This window comes from Rhodococcus sp. EPR-157 (genome assembly GCF_001647195.1).
In the GTDB taxonomy this organism is placed as follows: Bacteria; Actinomycetota; Actinomycetes; order Mycobacteriales; family Mycobacteriaceae; genus Rhodococcoides.
The window spans coordinates 1-17368 of the sequence record NZ_LVCV01000346.1 but is presented as its reverse complement, the minus strand read 5'-3'; the positions used below and the strand labels follow the sequence as shown (position 1 = coordinate 17368).

Sequence of the window (17368 nt, the reverse complement as noted above, 5' to 3'; positions counted from 1 at the left end):
CTCTTCCGCGACGATCTCACGCGCCGGACCGGTCGCGCGACGACCGTCGTATCGGGGTCCGAGCGTCCGGTGCCGCTGATGTTCTCGTACGTCACGACGCCGATAGGCGAAACCATCGAGGAGCTTGTCAGCACTCACCTGGCCCCGGTGTACGTGGTGCACTTCACGCAGGCGTCAGCGCTCGAACGAGCGCAGGCATTGACCAGTGTGAACGTCGCGTCGAAGGACGAGAAGGCTCAGATCGCCGACGCAATCGGGCAGTTTCGATTCACGACAGGCTTCGGCAAGACGCTGTCTCGGCTGGTCCGTCACGGTATCGGTGTCCACCATGCGGGCATGCTCCCCAAATACCGCCGTCTCGTCGAGAAGCTGGCGCAGGACGGGCTGCTCAAGGTCATCTGCGGCACCGATACACTCGGCGTCGGGATCAACGTCCCGATCCGAACGGTGCTCTTCACCGGGTTGACCAAGTACGACGGTATTCGTACGCGCCAACTGCGCGCACGCGAATTTCACCAGATCGCCGGACGCGCCGGGCGCGCCGGTTACGACACTCTCGGCACCGTGGTCGTCGAAGCTCCCGAGCACGACATCGAGAACGCTCGGCTGGTCGCGAAGGCCGGGGACGACCCCAAGAAGCTCAAACGCGTCCAACGCAAGAAGGCTCCCGACGGGTTCGTGTCCTGGGGCGAGCCCACCTTCGAGCGGATAGTCGCCGCAAGCCCCGAACCACTGTCCTCACGCTTCTCGGTCAGTAATGCGATGCTGCTCAACGTCATTGCGCGTCCGGGCAACTGCTTCGTCGCCATGCGTCACCTCCTCGAGGACAATCACGAAACCAGACCCGCGCAACGCAAGCACATTCTGCGGGCGATCACGCTGTACCGGGGCCTCGTGGCCGCAGGTATCGTCGAGCAACTCCCCGAGCCGGACGCCGACGGCAGGCACGCCCGCCTGACGATGGATCTGCAGCCGGACTTCGCTCTGAATCAGCCGTTGTCGCCGTTCGCACTGGCGTCGTTCGAACTGCTCGACGCCGACTCCCCTACCCATGCTCTCGATGTGGTGTCGATCATCGAGTCGACGCTGGACGATCCGCGTCAGATTCTGATGGCGCAGCAGCACGCTGCACGCGGTGAAGCTGTGTCGCAGATGAAGGCGGACGGCATCGAATACGACGAACGGATGGAACTCCTCGAAGAAGTTACCTGGCCGAAACCTCTTGCCGAGCTACTGGTTCCGGCGTTCGAGATCGACCGAGGTGGGCACCCCTGGCTCAACGAGGTGGCACTGTCTCCGAAATCCGTGGTTCGCGACATGATCGAACGGGCGATGACGTTCGCCGAACTGATCAGCCACTACGGACTGACCAGATCCGAAGGACTGGTGCTGCGCTATCTCGCCGATGCGTATCGTGCACTGCGGCAGACGGTTCCGCCGGAGGCTCGAACCGAGGAAGTGCAGGACATCACCGAATGGCTCGGCGAACTGGTTCGACAGGTCGACTCGAGCCTGCTCGACGAGTGGGAGAACCTCACCGACCCCGGCGAGGAGCCCGAAGCCCGACCCGAAGCCTACGGCGGCGACACTCCGAGGCCGATCACGGCCAATCCGAGAGCATTTCGAGTGCTGGTGCGCAATGCGATGTTCAAGCGCATCGAACTCGCAGCGGCGGGCCGATGGGACGACCTCGACGATCTCGACGACGGCCCCGATTGGGAGGTCGAACTGGAACCGTTCTTCGCGGAGTACGGCGAGATCGGCACGGGACCATCCGCCCGCGGGCCGGCATTGTTCGAGCTCACCGTCGGCCGCGAGACAACATCGGTTCGGCAGATCATCGAAGATCCTGACGGTGATCAGGGCTGGGCACTCGGCGCCACGATCGATCTCGACGAGTCGAATGCACTGGGCGAGATAGTGTTCGACGAGATCACCATCATCGCCGGGTAGTCGATCCCCCGGCGCCTGCGCCAAGACCCGAGATCAGGTCGGCGATGGCCCGGTACTTGTCCGTGTACGAGCTGGATGCCCGGTGCACCAGTCCGATGGTCCGTCCAGGCTTCGGGTCGGCGAACTCCGCGATTCCCAACGCGCCCCGCCCCGTCTCGACAGCAACTGCCGAGCGAGGCAGGAGGGTCACACCGAGTCCACCTGCAACACACTGAACTACCGTCGCGAGCGAGGTCGCCCGCGTGTCGGTCGTCATGGGCGCCGCCTCCACCGACCGACACAGATCGATGCTCTGATCGCGCAAGCAGTGTCCGTCGTCGAGAAGAAGAACAGGTTGGCCGGCCAAGACGGTCAGTGGCAGCGCCGACCGTCCGTCGAGATCGTGACCTGCCGGTACTACCAACACGAAATCCTCTGTGTAGAGCGGTAGTTCGACGATTCCCGATTCACCGGTCGGCAGGGCGACCACGGCGGCTTCGACTGTACCCGCACGCAACGACGCCAGCAGACGTGCGGTCTGATCTTCGACTACGACGGGTGCGATGTCAGGAAACTCTCGGCGCAATGCCGGCAGCAGTGCGGGCAGCACGTAGGGCGCAACGGTGGGGATGAGCCCCAGCCGCAGCGGCCCCGACAACGTCCCGCCCAGACCTGATGCCTCGGCGAGAAACCCGTCGGCTGCGTCGACGGCCGCGTGCGCTCGACCGATCAGCTGGGTTCCTGCCGCCGTCATCAATACCTTTCGGGTACTGCGCTCCACCAGCTGCACGCCCAGGCCGTGTTCGAGCGAGGCGAGTGCCTGCGACAGAGTCGGTTGGCTCACTTTCAGGCGCGCCGCTGCGGCCCCGAAGTGCCTGTGCTCGGCTACGGCGACGAACGCACGCAGCTGCGACAGTGTGGGTTGATAGCTTTCATCGGGCATACCTATGAGTCTAGTGCTAGTCATCACGTTTACCTTTCGGTGCTTTTTTGGCACACTCGTACACGTCGGTGCCCGTACTCACGTGCGCCTCCACCGATCCACTACCCATACGAAAATCGCGCGTTTCTGCGCACCTGTGCAGCACTACAAGAGGAGAACCACATGGCCCTGTTGACTATCGGAGACCAGTTCCCCGCCTACAACCTCACGGCCGTCATCGGCGGTGACCTGTCGAAGGTGAACGCACAGCAGCCCGACGACTACTTCACGACCGTCACCAGCGACGACCACGCCGGCAAGTGGCGCATCGTCTTCTTCTGGCCCAAGGACTTCACGTTCGTATGCCCCACGGAGATCGCAGCGTTCGGCAAGCTGAACGAAGAGTTCGCGGACCGTGACGCCCAGGTACTCGGCGCCTCTGTCGACAACGAGTTCGTGCACTTCCAGTGGCGGGCACAGCACGAGGATCTGAAGACCCTTCCGTTCCCCATCCTCTCCGACCTCAAGCGCGAGCTTGCAACGGCTGCAGGCGTACTCAACAACGATGGCGTCGCCGACCGCGCGACCTTCATCGTCGATCCGAACAACGAAATTCAGTTCGTTTCGGTCACTGCAGGATCCGTCGGCCGCAACGTCGACGAGGTACTCCGTGTTCTCGACGCCTTGCAGTCCGACGAGCTGTGCGCATGCAACTGGAAGAAGGGCGACCCGACCATCGATGCAGGCGAACTGCTGACGGCGAGCGTCTGACATGAGCGTCGAGAACCTGAAGAGCGCCCTGCCCGAGTATGCGAAGGATCTCAAGCTCAACCTGAGTTCCATTGCCCGATCCACGGTGCTGAACGAGCAGCAACTGTGGGGCACGCTCCTCGCTACTGCGGCCGCGACCAAGTCGCCTACGACGCTGAAGGAAATCGCCGAGGAAGCCGCGGACACTCTGTCGGCGGAGGCCTACAGCGCAGCACTCGGTGCGGCGTCCATCATGGGCATGAACAACGTCTTCTACCGCACCAAGGGGTATTTGGACGGCAAGTACGACGATCTGCGCGCCGGGCTGCGAATGAACATCATCGGCAACCCCGGTGTCGACAAGGCCGACTTCGAACTGTGGTCGTTGGCCGTGTCTGCTGTCAACGGATGCAACCACTGCCTCGAAGCGCACGAGAGGACTCTGCGTGACGAAGGCGTGGACCGCGAGAAGATCTTCGAGGCCATTCGGGCCGCGTCGATCGTCGCAGGTGTCGGTCAAGCGATCGAGATCACACGCACACTCGATGGTGTGACTGTCTGATCTTCGGACCGACGAGCCCGCATACTCGACGTACGAGTATGCGGGCTTTTTTTCGTGTGCGCGGACCATAGGACTCGAGTACATTTGCTACCCATGACCATCGAGGTATCCGTCGTTCGCGTGTTCACCGACGAGTCAGGGGAACACGGCAATGCGCTCGGCATCGTCCGCGCCGAGGATGTCGGTGAGTCCGACAGACAATCTCTCGCAACGGAACTCGGTTTCAGCGAAACTGTATTCTTCTCGTCCGACGGGTCAGCGCACGCGAGCACCCGAATCTACACCCCTGCCGTCGAATTGCCGTTCGCCGGTCATCCCACGGTGGGTCTGTCCTGGTGGCTCCGCGAGCACCGCACCGCGTTGGACACCCTCACCGTGCCCGCCGCAGAACTGCGCGTCCGCTACGAGGCAGACACGACATGGATTCGTGCGCAAGCGGCCTGGGCGCCGACGTTCACACCCCATCCGATGGGCGCCGTCGCCGATGTCCTGGCGACTGATCCTGCATCGTTCACCGACGGTCATCACTATGTGTGGGCGTGGGACGACGAGGCCGCCGGCTCGATTCGCTCCCGAATGTTCGCGCCCGCGATGGGGATCACCGAGGACGAGGCGACCGGGTCGGCGGCAGTGTGGATCACCGACGTACTCGGACGTGATCTACGGATCGAACAGGGCCGCGGATCTGTGCTTCGCACCACGCACACGCCGGAGTGGATCGAACTCGGTGGAACGGTCGCAGCGGACAAGACCATCTACGTCTGAAGCTCGCGCACGCGCCGAAGTCGCTACCGACTACGGCACATCCACCGCTATCTCGGCGCCGAGTGTCACTCCCGGTGCCAACGGAAGTCGATCTCCACTCCAGAACTTTCCGGGATCGAACCAGTTCGCCTTTTTCTTCCCGGTGAGCAGTCCCATCGAGTCATAGGTCATTGCAACGACTTCCGCGCAGTAGGCCGTCTCCAGCGCAGTCGCCGAGTGCTCGTTTCTGCGCAGACTGGGGACACGGCCTTTGAACCATCGGCCGGCGAGTGCGGCCGTCGTCGGGAACGCCGTACCGTCCATGCGGGCAATGGTGCGCATCAACGCGTCTTCTTGCTCGCGAGTCACCGCGCTTCCGAGTTGGCGCAACCAACATTGCTGCTCGTACTTCGTGGACCACTGCATCACTGCGGCGCGCAAGTCGTGCAGCTGCACACCGCGCTGAAAGTGTCCGGTCCACATGTCCTGCAACGTCTTGCCCAGCTCCGCGTGCCACATCAACGGCGGTAGATCGTCGACTACCACGGCCATGCCGACATGGTTGACCGGACTGTTGGTCAGCGTCTGGATCGCACGGTCTGCCGCCGAACGTCCTCGAAAGATCCAGATGTCACCGGTTCGAGTCGCATTCGCGGCGGTGTCCAAGGAGATTCTCGACGCTGTCATGTCGACCAGCCTAGATCGCAGTACGGTGAAGCAATGAAGCTGTGGAAGATTCTCGGACTGGCGGGTGTCGTCGGTGTTGCAGCGACGGGCGCGCTGGTGGTCAAGTCCGAGCGCACCAGGCGCGCGTACACCCCCGACGAGGTACGCGACCAGCTTCACACCCGGCATGCCGAGGCAAGGACCGCTCCCGTTACAGAACCGTCGTCTCAGCGGTCGCGCATGGCGCGCTGGAAGGACAAGTTCAGCCGAGGGCGGTGAGCATCCGCCCAGCCAGTTCCTCCACCTCGGAGTCGGTCATCACGAATGCCGGCGAGATCTGCATGGCTCCCTGACCCGCAGCCCGACCTGATACGCCGTGCTTGCGGAGGGTGCCGACGAACGGCAGCGCCTCTGCCGGATCGTTCAGCTGTACGGCAGCGACCGCGCCGAGGCCACTGCGGACCTCCTGCACGCGAGGGTGTTCGGCGAGCGGCGCGAAGTGAGTGTGCAGCGAAGCCTCCAACCTGGCCGATTCCTGCAGCAGGTTCTCGCGTTCGATGATGTCGAGGTTTGCCATCGCTGCTGCCGCGGCGCCGGCGTGGCCGCCGTAGGTGTAACCGTGACGCCACCAGACACCACCCGCGAAGAACGGCTCGGCGATGTGCGGTGCGATGAACACGGCACCCATCGGAACGTATCCCGAGGTAAGACCCTTTGCGGTCGTCATCAAATCGGGCTGCAGGTCGAACCTGCTCGACGCGAACCACGACCCACCGATTCGGCCGAATCCGGTCACGACCTCGTCGGCGACGAACAGCACATCGTGGTCGCGGCAGATCTGCCGGACTTCCTGCAGATAGCCTTCCGGAGGCAGATACACCCCGCCCGCACCGATGATGGGCTCACAGAAGAAGGCGGCGATCTTGTCCGCACCGACCTCCTCGATCAATGCGAGCAAGCTCTTTGCATCGTCCCACGTGACAGTCCGCGCGTCCGACATCAACGTGCCGTAGTTCTCGCGGTTTACCGCGATGCCTGCCAGCGCGGTTCCGGCGACATGCATTCCGTGATACGCCTTCTGACGACCGACGATCAACGTCTTGTCCGGCTTGCCCGCCTCGTGCCAGTACCGCCGAGCCAACTTCGCGGCAGTGTCGATGGAGTCCGAACCGCCCGAGGTGAAGAAGATCTTGCTCCCGGCGACCGGTGCGATCTCGCCGAGCCGCTCGGCGAGAGCCAGGGTCGTCTCCGGCACGAAGTCACCGAAGTTCGAATAGTGTGCCAGCGAGGAAAGTTGGGCCGCCACCGCGTCGGCGATCTCGGAACGTCCGTGCCCGACATTGGTGAACCACAGACCAGCTGTGGCATCGAGATACCGGTTGCCCTCGCGATCGAAGATGTAGGCGCCGTCGCCGCGCGAGACGACGAACGGGCCGTTCTTGCTCACCGCGCCCATATCGGCGAAACCGTGCCACAGCGCGGAGTGTGTGGATTCGTACGTCGGCTCTGGCACAGAAGACATGCGCCAGAGCTTAGTCACTCGGCTTCGGCCGATGCCTCCCCGTATCGCCATTTGTTGCCGAGCCGCCCGATTGCGTTCACCGCGAGCGCCATGAGCACGAACGCGACCGTGAGAACGACGAGGCCGATCACCAGTGCGACATAGCCCTGACTCCGTGGGTCGAGGAACGGGTAGGGATACCAGTCGACGATCGGTCCGCGGATCAAGGTGTAGACCCCGTAGACGACCGGGAAGGTCAACCACACCAGCGACTGTGACTCCGCGATCCGCTGACGTGCGGGAACGACGATCCAATCGAGGAAGATCACGACGGGCATGATTCGGTGGACGACGTCGTTGGTCCACTGCCCCGCGATCCCGACCTCGATGTTGGACAGCAGCACCGCATAGATGATCCCGGTGATGACCATGTACAGGGTGACGGCCCCGCGGAACAGCTGCCAACGCATCCCGCGTGGATCCACGAGGCCACCGACACCGAGCACGACGACCGTCAGCACGTTGCTCAGCACAGTGAAATAGCTGAAGTAGTTGACCACCGGGAACGTCGGGTCGCTCGCACCGTCGTGGAGGATGAAGCCGAGCGTGACAGCGGTGAGGACGGCGAACGCGACCCTCGCAACCCTGATCGGAACGCTCGTGGGCTCCTCGGTGGATCGGACGGACTCGACAGCCATAGTGGATTTTTGCACAGCGGAGGCCGATCGCACGTGATCCCGACAGTGCCGGCGTCGCCCGCGCTGGATAAACTGTTCGAAGAATGTCTACTTCAACGGCCTCGGAACTTCGCCGATCACTGCTTGCTCGCTTGTCCGGAGTATCGATCCGTGACGAGCACAGATTGCGTCGACGGCTCGACCGGGCACGTACCCCCGATCAGCTCGCGGCAGTCGAGAACGATGTCACGAGCGCAGAGAGCACCGTTGCTCATCGCCGCAGCTGCGTACCGAGGATCGAATACCCGGAAACACTCCCGGTCAGCCTGCGGAAATCCGATATCGCGGACGCAATCGAGAACAACCAGGTCGTGATCGTCGCAGGTGAGACCGGTTCGGGAAAGACGACGCAGATACCCAAGATCTGTCTCGAACTCGGACGCGGAATCCGCGGCTCCATCGGCCACACTCAGCCTCGCAGGCTTGCTGCCCGAACGGTCGCCGAACGCATCGCCGAGGAAGTCGGCGAGAGCATCGGCGAATCCGTCGGATACAAGGTTCGCTTCACCGACCAATCGTCGGAATCCACTCTCGTCAAGCTGATGACCGACGGAATCCTGCTCGCCGAGATCCAGCGCGACCGCATGCTCAGGCAGTACGACACGCTGATCATCGACGAGGCGCACGAACGCAGCCTCAACATCGACTTCATCCTGGGATACCTAGCACAGCTGCTCCCCCGCCGACCCGACCTCAAGGTGATCATCACCTCGGCGACGATCGATCCCGAGCGCTTCGCCACACACTTCGCCCGCGATGGCGTCCCCGCTCCGATCATCGAGGTGTCGGGACGAACGTTCCCGGTCGAGATGCGCTACCGCCCACTGTCGGTCGATGTCGGCGACACCACGATCGATCTCGACCCGGTCGACGCCACCTGCGACGCGGTCGCCGAGCTGATCGGCGAGGGCGACGGCGACATCCTCGTGTTCCTGTCCGGCGAGCGAGAAATTCGCGATACGGCAGATGCTTTGCGTGACAGGCAACTTCGCGGTACCGAGATCGTTCCGCTGTATGCGCGACTGTCAGCCGCCGAGCAGCACCGCGTGTTCACCGCACACACCGGTCGCCGAGTCGTCCTGTCCACCAACGTCGCCGAGACATCGCTGACGGTCCCTGGAATTCGGTACGTAGTCGACCCGGGGACGGCACGTATCTCGAGGTATTCGTTGCGGACGAAAGTGCAACGCCTGCCCATCGAGCCGATATCTCAAGCCTCGGCCCGCCAGCGTGCCGGTCGATGCGGTCGCGTCGCGGATGGCATTTGTATTCGCTTGTATTCGGAGGAGGACTTCTCGTCGCGTCCTCAGTTCACCGAGCCCGAGATTCTGCGCACCAATCTCGCCTCGGTCATCCTGCAGATGACGGCACTGGGGCTCGGCAAGATTCAGCAGTTTCCGTTCGTGGAACCGCCCGACCCACGGAGCATCCGCGACGGAATCGGCTTGCTCGAAGAACTGGGTGCGGTGAAGCCGGCGACGAAGGACGGCGAATCGGAGTTGACACCGATCGGTCGGGAGCTGGCGTCACTTCCCGTCGACCCGAGGATGGCTCGAATGCTCGTCGAAGCCAACAACACCGGGGCGCTCGCCGACGCCCTCGTCGTCGTGTCGGCCCTGTCCATCCAGGACGTCAGGGAACGTCCCGTCGAGCATCAGCAGGCAGCCGACGAGAAGCACGCCCGTTTCGCCGTCGAGAACTCGGACTTCCTGGCCTACGTGGAGCTGTGGAAATACCTGCGCGAGCAACGCAACGACCTCTCGTCCAACCAATTCCGCCGAATGTGTCGCAACGAATACCTGCACTACCTCCGCATCCGCGAATGGCAGGACCTGCATGGTCAGCTCCGCCAGATCACCCGCGGATTGGGCTGGACTATTCCGGACTCGCCGACCACGCCGGTCGCGCTGCACCAGGCTCTGCTGTCCGGACTGCTCTCCCACATCGGGCTGAGAGAAGGAGACAAACGTGAATTCCTCGGAGCGCGCGGGACTCATTTCGCGGTGTTCCCTGGATCCGGACTCTTCAAGAAGCCGCCGCGCTGGGTGATGGCAGCAGAGCTGGTCGAGACCGGCCGCCTCTGGGGACGGATGGCGGCCAGAATCGAACCGGAGTGGGCGGAACACCTCGCACCGCATCTGGTCAAGCGCACGTACTCGGAGCCTCACTGGTCCGTCAAACGCCAATCGGCCATGGCATACGAACGGGTCACCCTCTACGGCATTCCACTCGTCACCGGACGACCAGCGAACTATCACACCATCGACGCCGAGGCCTCGCGTGAATTGTTCATCAGACATGCTCTCGTGCAGGGCGAGTGGAAGACTCAACACCCATTCTTCCACCGCAATCGCGAGTTGCTCGATGACGTCGGCGAGCTCGAGAACCGGGCGAGACGACGCGACATCGTGGTCGACGACGACGCCCTGTTCGACTTCTACGACGCTCGCGTCGGCGCTGAGGCCGTGTCGGCGCGCCACTTCGACACCTGGTGGAAGAAGACCAGGCGGACCAAGCCCGATCTGCTCGACTTCACCGCAGCCACCGTCGTCAACCCCGATGCCGCATCGGTGCTCGGCGGCGACTACCCCGACGCGTGGCGTCAAGGCGACATCCAGTTCCCACTCACCTATCAGTTCGAACCGGGTGCGGCTGCCGACGGTGTGACCGCGCGGATTCCGATCGCGCTCCTCGCCCAAGTTCAGCCGGTCGGCTTCGATTGGCTCGTCCCAGGCATGCGATCGGAACTCGTGTCGACGCTGATCAAGTTGCTCCCCAAGGCGCAGCGGCGGAATGTCGTCCCTGCACCGGACTTCGCTGCGGCGGCGCTGGCAGCAATGACGCCTCGCTCCGAACCGGTGACGACCGCGCTGGCGCGCGAGCTGTCGCGCCTCGGCTCGTGCCGAATAGACCCGAACGACTTCGACGTCGACAAACTGCCCGCACACCTGAAGATGACCTTCGTTGCAGTCGACACCGATGGACAGCAACTCGGGTCCGCCAAGGATCTCGTGGAGCTGCGAAAAACGCTGGCGCCCAGGGTCACGCGCGAAGTGGCCAGCGCGGTCGGCGGCGCGGAACGTGCTCCGGCGTTGGCATGGACGTCGTCGAGTCTCGGCACACTGGACGAGACGGTCACCAAGTCCGTCGGAGGACAGACGGTGACGGGGTATCCGGCATTGGTGAAGGAAAACGGAGGCATCGCAGTCCGCGTCCTGAGCACACCGTCAAGCCAGCGTGCCGCGATGCGCGACGGCACCCGTGCGCTACTACTCCAATCGGCGCCGCGAGGAACGAAGGCGTTGATCGCCGGCATTCCGACTCGTGAGCGGCTGGCGCTCGGCCAGAATCCGTACGGCAGCCTCGACGATTTGCTCGAAGACTGCCGTGCGACCGCGGCCGACGAGTCGATGGACGCACACGGCGGACCTGTGCGCTCACCGGAGCAGTTCGCAGCACTGTCGAAGGCCGTCAATGCCGATATCACCGAACGCACATCGAAAATACTCGCCCTCGTCCGACCGATCCTGATCGAAGCACTCGGGCTACGCGCGGTGCTGGATACCGCGCAGGGCGACGCGGCCGACGATGTGCGCGAGCAACTGGCCGGGCTGGTCTTCGACGGGTTCGTGTTCGAATTCGGCTCGCTGCGACTGGCGGAGATTCCGCGCTACCTGAAAGCCGCGTCGGTGCGGCTGAACGCGTTACCGAGTAGCGCTGGCCGCGACGACGCAGGCATGGATGTTCTGGATCGAGTGTATGAAGCCTACGATCGGCTGCTGAAATCGCTGCCGGAGTCGCGGCTCCACACCAAACCAGTTCTCGACATCTTCTGGATGATAGAGGAGCTGCGGGTCGGGCTGTTCGCCCAGAGCATTCGAACCGCTTACCCGGTGTCGGAGAAACGAGTACTCAAGGCCATCGAGAGTGCAGGCCGGAACTGAGCAGGCCAGAACTAGTCGACCGACGACGACTCGCGGTGCGCCCGAAGATCTTGGATTTCCTTCTCGAAGTCTTCGGCGGAACTGAATGATCGGTACACGGACGCAAATCTGAGGTAGGCGACCTCGTCGAGATCCCGCAACGGCCCGAGGATTGCCAATCCCACCTCGTGGCTAGGGATCTCCGCAGAACCGGACGCCCGAACTGCATCTTCGACCTGCTGAGACAGAAGGTTCAACGCGTCGTTGTCCACGTCGCGGCCCTGGCACGCTCGCCGGACACCTTTGACGACCTTGTCTCGTGAGAACGGTTCCGTGACGCCGCTGCGCTTGACGACTGCAAGAACCGCCGTTTCGACGGTGGTGAATCGGCGGCCGCATTCCGGACACGATCGCCGTCGACGGATGGCCTGCCCCTCGTCGGCTTCGCGCGAGTCCACCACGCGAGAGTCCGGATGCCTGCAGAACGGGCAATGCATGTGTGCGCCTCCGTCGTAGCCGTCGCACCCTTCCCGACCACTCCCGAGAGGTGCAGGCTTCGAGGATACTCGGAGCGTCACGTAGACAACTCGATCGCCCAACAAGCGAGGCGCCTGACGCGACGGAGCGACCGCCTGAGTTGCCACGAACGTCGACTACGGCTGAGCCGGAACAGTGAGCTGCTGACCCTGTTCGACTGTCGTGACAGCAGGTGTGGACGCCGAATCGAGTGAAGCCGCGCGAAGGTTCGCCACCGCGACGAAGCCCAGAATCACCAGCGCGGTGGCCAGGACGCCGACCACCATCGCGGTCCACGAGATCTTCTCTTCGCGATGCGCCCGGTCCACGCAGACACCGGCGGACCCATGGGAACCGCCCTGCGGGGCAGTGCCCCGCACGTAGCGCCGACGCTCGGGCGTTGCGCGGCGGCTGGTGCGCGCAGGCGGGGCTGACTTGGTGCGCTGGGCTGTCATGGGGCGCTGATCGGTCAAGATAGTCATCGGAACCTCCGTGGTGTCGAACGCGATCGAACCCGTTATTCGATCAGGCGTTCGATGAACGCTTGTTCGAAGTTCTATCACGCGACTCCGACAAAGTCAGCAGAAAACGCGACACGGATCGAACAGATGTTTGATCACGAGGCATTTTCGGGTTAGATTCGTGTCAGAAACCACACGTCACATCCACCCCACGCGTTCGAACGGTCGAATGTCCAGCCGTTGCACATCATCGAGACCGTGACGAACGCGCGTACGACGCAGGAGGACGCACGAATGAAGGACGAGACCTCGTCAGGGTCGGCGAAGTCGACAGCCAAGTCGACAACCAAGTCTGCCGGCAAACCGGCCGCTGTCCCGACCGCGAAAGCGTTCGAGGGCGAAGGCACCGATATCAATGCGGGCCTGACCGAACGTCAGCGCAAGGTCCTCGAAGTCATTCGGGCGTCGGTCACCGAGCGTGGATATCCACCTAGCATTCGCGAGATCGGCGACGCGGTCGGTCTCACCTCTACCTCGTCGGTGGCACACCAGCTGCGGACCCTGGAACGCAAAGGATTCCTTCGTCGCGATCCGAATCGGCCGCGAGCGGTCGACGTCCGCGGGCTCGACGAGGTTCAGGCCGACCATGCGGCTGCTGTCGCCGACGGCTCGGCCCCGGATGGGGATCAGCTACCGACGCCGACTTTCGTGCCGGTGCTGGGAAGAATCGCAGCCGGTGGGCCGATTCTCGCCGAGGAAGCCGTCGAGGATGTATTTCCACTCCCCCGAGAGCTCGTCGGGCAGGGCTCACTGTTCCTGCTCAAAGTCGTCGGCGAGTCGATGATCGAGGCAGCCATCTGCGACGGCGATTGGGTGGTCGTCCGACAGCAGAGCGTCGCCGACAACGGCGACATCGTGGCCGCGATGATCGACGGAGAAGCCACGGTGAAGACCTTCAAGCGCACCAAGGGCGACGTGTGGCTGATGCCGCACAACCCTCTGTTCGAGCCGATTCCAGGAAACGACGCTGCCATTCTCGGCAAAGTCGTCACGGTAATGCGCAAACTCTGACCTGAAACTCCGAACGGCCCGCAACCACAAGGGTTGCGGGCCGTTCCATGAAGTATCGAAGGTTACAGATCCAGTCCTCGCCCGATGATCTCCTTCATGATCTCGGTTGTTCCACCGTAGATCGTCTGCACACGAGAATCCATGTACGCCTTGGCAATCGGGTACTCCTTCATGTAACCGTACCCACCGTGCAACTGCAGGCACCGATCGATGAGCCTGACCTGGTTTTCGGTAGTCCACCATTTCGCCATTGCGGCTTCCTGGACCGTGAGCGTTCCGGCGTTGAGTAGTTCGATGAACTTGTCGACCATGATTCTGGTGGCCGTGGTCTCGGTCGCGAGTTCTGCGAGGACGAACCGAGTGTTCTGGAACTTGCCGATCGACTTTCCGAAAGCCTTACGGTCTCGGCAGTACTGGATTGTCATGTCCAGTGCGGACTCCATGGCTGCGGCGGCTACCACCGCGATGGACAGCCTTTCCTGCGGCAGGTTCTGCATCAGGTAGATGAAACCCATGCCTTCGTCACCGAGGAGGTTCGTAGCGGGAACTCGCACGTCGGTGAAGCTGAGTTCGGCGGTGTCTTGCGCTTTCATGCCGAGCTTGTCGAGATTACGACCTCGCTCGAAACCGGGCATGTCGCGCTCGACGACGAGGAGGCTGAAGCCCTGGGCGCCCTTCTCGGGGTCGGTGCAGGCGACGACGATGATGAGATCGGCATTGATGCCGTTGGTGATGAAGGTCTTGGAGCCGTTGAGGACCCATTCGTCGCCGTCACGCACCGCACGAGTCTTGATGCCCTGCAGGTCGCTACCAGTGCCCGGCTCGGTCATGGCAATTGCCGTGATCAGTTCGCCCGAGCAGAACCCGGGTAGCCACCGCTGCTTCTGCTCGTCGTTCGTCAGGTCGATGAGGTACGGCGCGACGACGTCGTTGTGCAGGGTGAACCCGATTCCGCTGTACCCGCCACGGGTCGTTTCCTCGGTCAGGATGGCGTTGTAGCGGAAGTCTTTGACCCCGCCGCCGCCGTACTCCTCGGGAACCGCGGTTCCGAGGAATCCCTGCTTGCCTGCTTCGACCCAGACGTCGCGGTCGACGATGTTCTGCTCTTCCCACCGCGCGTGATTCGGAGCGACATGCTGGTCGAGGAATTTGCGGTACGACTCGCGGAAGAGATCGTGCTCCGGTTCGAACAGTGTGCGGTCCACTAGCTTCACTCCTTCGATGCTGTCCAGTAAGAGAACTGGCATTAGGAGAAGCCTACGACCGTCCCGCGGGCCTGGTCGATGACCGAGCCGTGCGTGATCGGTGACCGAACTAACGAGCGGTTCGACGGTTCAGGGCGCGCATCACCGGATACCCGACGAGGATTCCCACTGAACCCCACGCGATTCCGCCGAGTTCGACCGAACCGATCGTCAGAGTCAGGTCACCGATTCCGGCCACCAGCGCGGCAGCGACGACAGTGAGGTTCACCGGATCGGTGAAATCCACCTTGCTGTCGGTCCAGATACGCACACCCAGCAGGCCGATCAGGCCGTAGAGAACCAGCGTCGCTCCGCCGATGACCCCGTCGGGCACCGTGAACACCAAGGCACCGAACTTCGGCGAGAATGCAAGCACGATGGCCGTCGCAGCAGCGACCCAGTACGCGGCGGTCGAGTAGACCCTGGTCGCCGCCATCACCCCGATGTTCTCGGCGTAGGTGGTCGTACCCGATCCGCCTGCGGCACCGGCGAGGGTCGTGGCCAGACCGTCGGCGATGAGTGCATCCCCGGCAAGGTCGTCGAGCGACTTACCGGTCATCGCCGAGACTGCCTTGACGTGACCGACGTTCTCCGCGACGAGGACGATCACCACCGGCAATGCGATGAGTACGACGGACAGTTCGAACGTCGGGCCGCGGAACTCCGGAATCCCGATCCACGAGGCCGCCCGCATCGCGTCGAGCTTGGCCGGGTCGATCTGTCCGATCACGGCGGCGAAGACCCAGCCGAGGATCACACCGACGAGGATTCCGAGACGCCCGAGCAATCCGGGTCCGGCGACGGTCGCCACCAGAATCGCGAGCAACGTGACGGCGGCAACCAGTGGCTGGGCCTCGAACGACGACGTTGCGGCGGGAGCCAGATTGAGTCCGATGAGGACCACGACTGCACCTGTGACGACCGGCGGCATGACGGCTTCGATCACCCGTCCGCCGGCGAACTTCACGATGAAGCCCACCGCTGCGAGCACGATTCCGACGGACATCACCGCGCCGAGCTGTGCGGCCGGGCCGTCTGCCTGCGCCGCGCTCAACGGTGCGATGAACGCGAACGACGATCCGAGATAGCTCGGAATTCGGCCTCGCGTGATGATCAGGAAGAGCGCGGTTCCGATGCCCGAGAACAACAACGTGGTGGTGACCGGAAACCCGGTAACCGTTGGCACGAGCAGCGTTGCACCGAACATGGCGATGACATGCTGCATGCCGATCCCGATTGTGCGCGGCCAAGTCAACCGCTCGTCGGGTGCAACCACTGCGCCCGCAGCGGGCGTCCTACCGTCCCCGTGCAGGGTCCATCCGAAGTTTCGACTCACAAGGAGACGATCCTAGTGCGCAGTCGAATCCTTACCGCAGTCAGTTCAATACAGCGGCCGCGGCTGCGCGCGCAGCTGCCGAGCTGTCCGTCTTCAGGGTCGCAGCCGCAGCTTGCCTGCACTGTGCCAGTGTCACCGACGACAGCTTCGCTCCGACATGAGCCACTGCCGCCGAGGCCGCAGACAGGGAGGTGACGCCGAGGCCGACGAGAACGCACGCCAACAGCGGGTCGGCGGCTGCCTCTCCGCATACTCCGACCGGCTTTCCGGCCGCGGCGCCCGCCTTGGCGGTGTGCGCCACGAGCGCGATGACCGCCGGCTGCCAGGGATCGGTCAACGATGCGAGCTGCGAGGACATCCGGTCGGCCGCCATCGTGTACTGCGCAAGGTCGTTCGTGCCGATCGACAAGAAGTCGACATGCTCGAGGATGTGCTCGGCCAGCAGCGCTGCGGCTGGAATCTCGATCATGACCCCGGGCTTCAAACCGCGCGCTCGCGCATCGGCGGCGAACGCCGCAGCTTCCGCCGCGGTAGCGATCATCGGCGCCATCACCCACGGAGACGACCCGGTTGCTGCAGCGGCGGCGGCGATGCCGTCGAGCTGGCGGTACAGAATTCCTCTGTCCTGCTCGGCAATTCGGATTCCGCGGATCCCCAACGCTGGATTCGCCTCGTCGGCGTGATTGGCAAACCGCAGCGGCTTGTCCGATCCTGCATCGAGGGTGCGCACGACGACCTTGTGTCCGTCGAACGCCTCGAGAACTTGCCCGTAGATCTCAGCCTGCTCGTCGACGGTCGGCTCGACATCTCGGTCGAGGAAGCAGAGTTCGGTGCGGAACAGTCCAATTCCTGTGGCGGCAGTCTTGCGGGCGGCTCGCGCTCCGGCTCCGTCCTGGACGTTGGCGAGAATGTCGACTGCGTGACCGTCGGACGTCGAACCCGGCCCGGTCCACCGAGACACGCGATCCAATTCAGCGCGGGCTGTGTCGACGGCGTCCGCGGC

At 63.4% G+C, this 17368-nt stretch carries 16 protein-coding genes; 7 read left to right on the top strand and 9 right to left on the bottom strand.

Features of this window, described 5'->3' with window-relative positions; all coding sequences use genetic code 11:
- A partial coding sequence (locus A2J03_RS16195) for a DUF3516 domain-containing protein (RefSeq protein ID WP_068375841.1) occupies positions 1-1953 on the top strand: 1953 nt, incomplete at its 5' end.
- Here the strand turns inward: A2J03_RS16195 and A2J03_RS16190 are convergent.
- Positions 1940-2875: a LysR substrate-binding domain-containing protein gene (locus A2J03_RS16190; protein ID WP_068375839.1), complete on the bottom strand. Its 936-nt coding sequence runs from the start codon at positions 2873-2875 to the stop codon at positions 1940-1942. The genes A2J03_RS16195 and A2J03_RS16190 overlap by 14 nt on opposite strands.
- A 162-nt stretch (positions 2876-3037) precedes the next feature.
- On the opposite strand from A2J03_RS16190, the gene A2J03_RS16185 reads away from it, so the two are divergent.
- The 3 genes from A2J03_RS16185 to A2J03_RS16175 all read left to right on the top strand — a co-directional run bounded on the left by A2J03_RS16185 (position 3038) and on the right by A2J03_RS16175 (position 4931).
- Complete coding sequence (locus tag A2J03_RS16185; RefSeq protein ID WP_068375837.1) at positions 3038-3625, top strand: peroxiredoxin; 588 nt, start codon at positions 3038-3040, stop codon at positions 3623-3625.
- A gap of 1 nt (position 3626) precedes the next feature.
- Positions 3627-4166 (top strand): alkyl hydroperoxide reductase, encoded by a 540-nt coding sequence (locus tag A2J03_RS16180; RefSeq protein WP_068375834.1) that lies wholly within the window; start codon positions 3627-3629, stop codon positions 4164-4166.
- Positions 4167-4259: 93 nt separating this feature from the next.
- Entirely contained in the window at positions 4260-4931 is a 672-nt protein-coding gene (locus A2J03_RS16175) for a PhzF family phenazine biosynthesis protein (protein ID WP_068375832.1), read from the top strand.
- A 30-nt stretch (positions 4932-4961) separates the two neighbouring features.
- On the opposite strand, the gene A2J03_RS16170 is transcribed toward A2J03_RS16175, so the two are convergent.
- Complete coding sequence (locus A2J03_RS16170) at positions 4962-5597, bottom strand: hypothetical protein (RefSeq protein WP_068375830.1); 636 nt, start codon at positions 5595-5597, stop codon at positions 4962-4964.
- A gap of 33 nt (positions 5598-5630) precedes the next feature.
- Between A2J03_RS16170 and A2J03_RS16165 the strand changes: the two genes are divergently transcribed.
- Positions 5631-5855 carry a hypothetical protein gene (locus A2J03_RS16165; protein ID WP_068375828.1) on the top strand — a complete coding sequence of 75 codons (225 nt, stop codon included), beginning with the start codon at positions 5631-5633 and terminating at the stop codon, positions 5853-5855.
- On the opposite strand, the gene A2J03_RS16160 is transcribed toward A2J03_RS16165, so the two are convergent.
- Positions 5839-7098: an aminotransferase family protein gene (locus tag A2J03_RS16160; RefSeq protein ID WP_068375826.1), complete on the bottom strand. Its 1260-nt coding sequence runs from the start codon at positions 7096-7098 to the stop codon at positions 5839-5841. The genes A2J03_RS16165 and A2J03_RS16160 overlap by 17 nt on opposite strands.
- 14 nt (positions 7099-7112) lie before the next feature.
- On the bottom strand, positions 7113-7775 hold the full coding sequence (locus A2J03_RS16155) for a Pr6Pr family membrane protein (protein WP_068375824.1): 663 nt from the start codon (positions 7773-7775) through the stop codon (positions 7113-7115).
- A gap of 83 nt (positions 7776-7858) precedes the next feature.
- On the opposite strand from A2J03_RS16155, the gene hrpA reads away from it, so the two are divergent.
- Positions 7859-11758, top strand: a complete 3900-nt coding sequence (hrpA, locus tag A2J03_RS16150; RefSeq protein ID WP_068375822.1) for an ATP-dependent RNA helicase HrpA — start codon at positions 7859-7861, stop codon at positions 11756-11758.
- 11 nt (positions 11759-11769) lie between these two features.
- Here the strand turns inward: hrpA and nrdR are convergent, their stop codons facing one another.
- Together nrdR and A2J03_RS16140 are read right to left on the bottom strand one after the other, a co-directional pair.
- The gene (gene nrdR / locus A2J03_RS16145; RefSeq protein ID WP_068375850.1) at positions 11770-12234 is read right to left on the bottom strand and encodes a transcriptional regulator NrdR; all 465 of its coding nucleotides are present in this window, start codon (positions 12232-12234) and stop codon (positions 11770-11772) included.
- A 156-nt stretch (positions 12235-12390) separates the two neighbouring features.
- A complete protein-coding gene (locus tag A2J03_RS16140; protein ID WP_068375848.1) occupies positions 12391-12735 on the bottom strand; it encodes a hypothetical protein in 345 nt (114 codons plus the stop codon).
- Between the two features lie 273 nt (positions 12736-13008).
- Between A2J03_RS16140 and lexA the strand changes: the two genes are divergently transcribed.
- A complete protein-coding gene (gene lexA, locus A2J03_RS16135) occupies positions 13009-13785 on the top strand; it encodes a transcriptional repressor LexA (RefSeq protein WP_231912561.1) in 777 nt (258 codons plus the stop codon).
- 62 nt (positions 13786-13847) lie between these two features.
- Here the strand turns inward: lexA and A2J03_RS16130 are convergent, their stop codons facing one another.
- The 3 genes from A2J03_RS16130 to A2J03_RS16120 all read right to left on the bottom strand — a co-directional run.
- Complete coding sequence (locus A2J03_RS16130; protein WP_068375843.1) at positions 13848-14990, bottom strand: acyl-CoA dehydrogenase family protein; 1143 nt, start codon at positions 14988-14990, stop codon at positions 13848-13850.
- Positions 14991-15099: 109 nt separating this feature from the next.
- Complete coding sequence (locus tag A2J03_RS16125; protein ID WP_068375820.1) at positions 15100-16365, bottom strand: uracil-xanthine permease family protein; 1266 nt, start codon at positions 16363-16365, stop codon at positions 15100-15102.
- 40 nt (positions 16366-16405) lie between these two features.
- Positions 16406-17368: phosphoenolpyruvate--protein phosphotransferase (locus tag A2J03_RS16120; protein WP_197480818.1), on the bottom strand; the 963-nt coding region annotated here is incomplete at its 5' end.

Excerpts from the sequence above, each read along its gene's own strand:
- A2J03_RS16190 (WP_068375839.1), bottom strand. The coding sequence starts at position 2,875 with ATGCCCGATGAAAGCTATCAACCCACACTGTCGCAGCTGCGTGCGTTC.
- A2J03_RS16185 (WP_068375837.1), top strand. The coding sequence starts at position 3,038 with ATGGCCCTGTTGACTATCGGAGACCAGTTCCCCGCCTACAACCTCACG.
- A2J03_RS16180 (WP_068375834.1), top strand. The coding sequence starts at position 3,627 with ATGAGCGTCGAGAACCTGAAGAGCGCCCTGCCCGAGTATGCGAAGGAT.
- A2J03_RS16175 (WP_068375832.1), top strand. The coding sequence starts at position 4,260 with ATGACCATCGAGGTATCCGTCGTTCGCGTGTTCACCGACGAGTCAGGG.
- A2J03_RS16170 (WP_068375830.1), bottom strand. The coding sequence starts at position 5,597 with ATGACAGCGTCGAGAATCTCCTTGGACACCGCCGCGAATGCGACTCGA.
- A2J03_RS16165 (WP_068375828.1), top strand. The coding sequence starts at position 5,631 with ATGAAGCTGTGGAAGATTCTCGGACTGGCGGGTGTCGTCGGTGTTGCA.
- A2J03_RS16160 (WP_068375826.1), bottom strand. The coding sequence starts at position 7,098 with ATGTCTTCTGTGCCAGAGCCGACGTACGAATCCACACACTCCGCGCTG.
- A2J03_RS16155 (WP_068375824.1), bottom strand. The coding sequence starts at position 7,775 with ATGGCTGTCGAGTCCGTCCGATCCACCGAGGAGCCCACGAGCGTTCCG.
- hrpA (WP_068375822.1), top strand. The coding sequence starts at position 7,859 with ATGTCTACTTCAACGGCCTCGGAACTTCGCCGATCACTGCTTGCTCGC.
- nrdR (WP_068375850.1), bottom strand. The coding sequence starts at position 12,234 with ATGCATTGCCCGTTCTGCAGGCATCCGGACTCTCGCGTGGTGGACTCG.
- A2J03_RS16140 (WP_068375848.1), bottom strand. The coding sequence starts at position 12,735 with ATGACTATCTTGACCGATCAGCGCCCCATGACAGCCCAGCGCACCAAG.
- lexA (WP_231912561.1), top strand. The coding sequence starts at position 13,009 with ATGAAGGACGAGACCTCGTCAGGGTCGGCGAAGTCGACAGCCAAGTCG.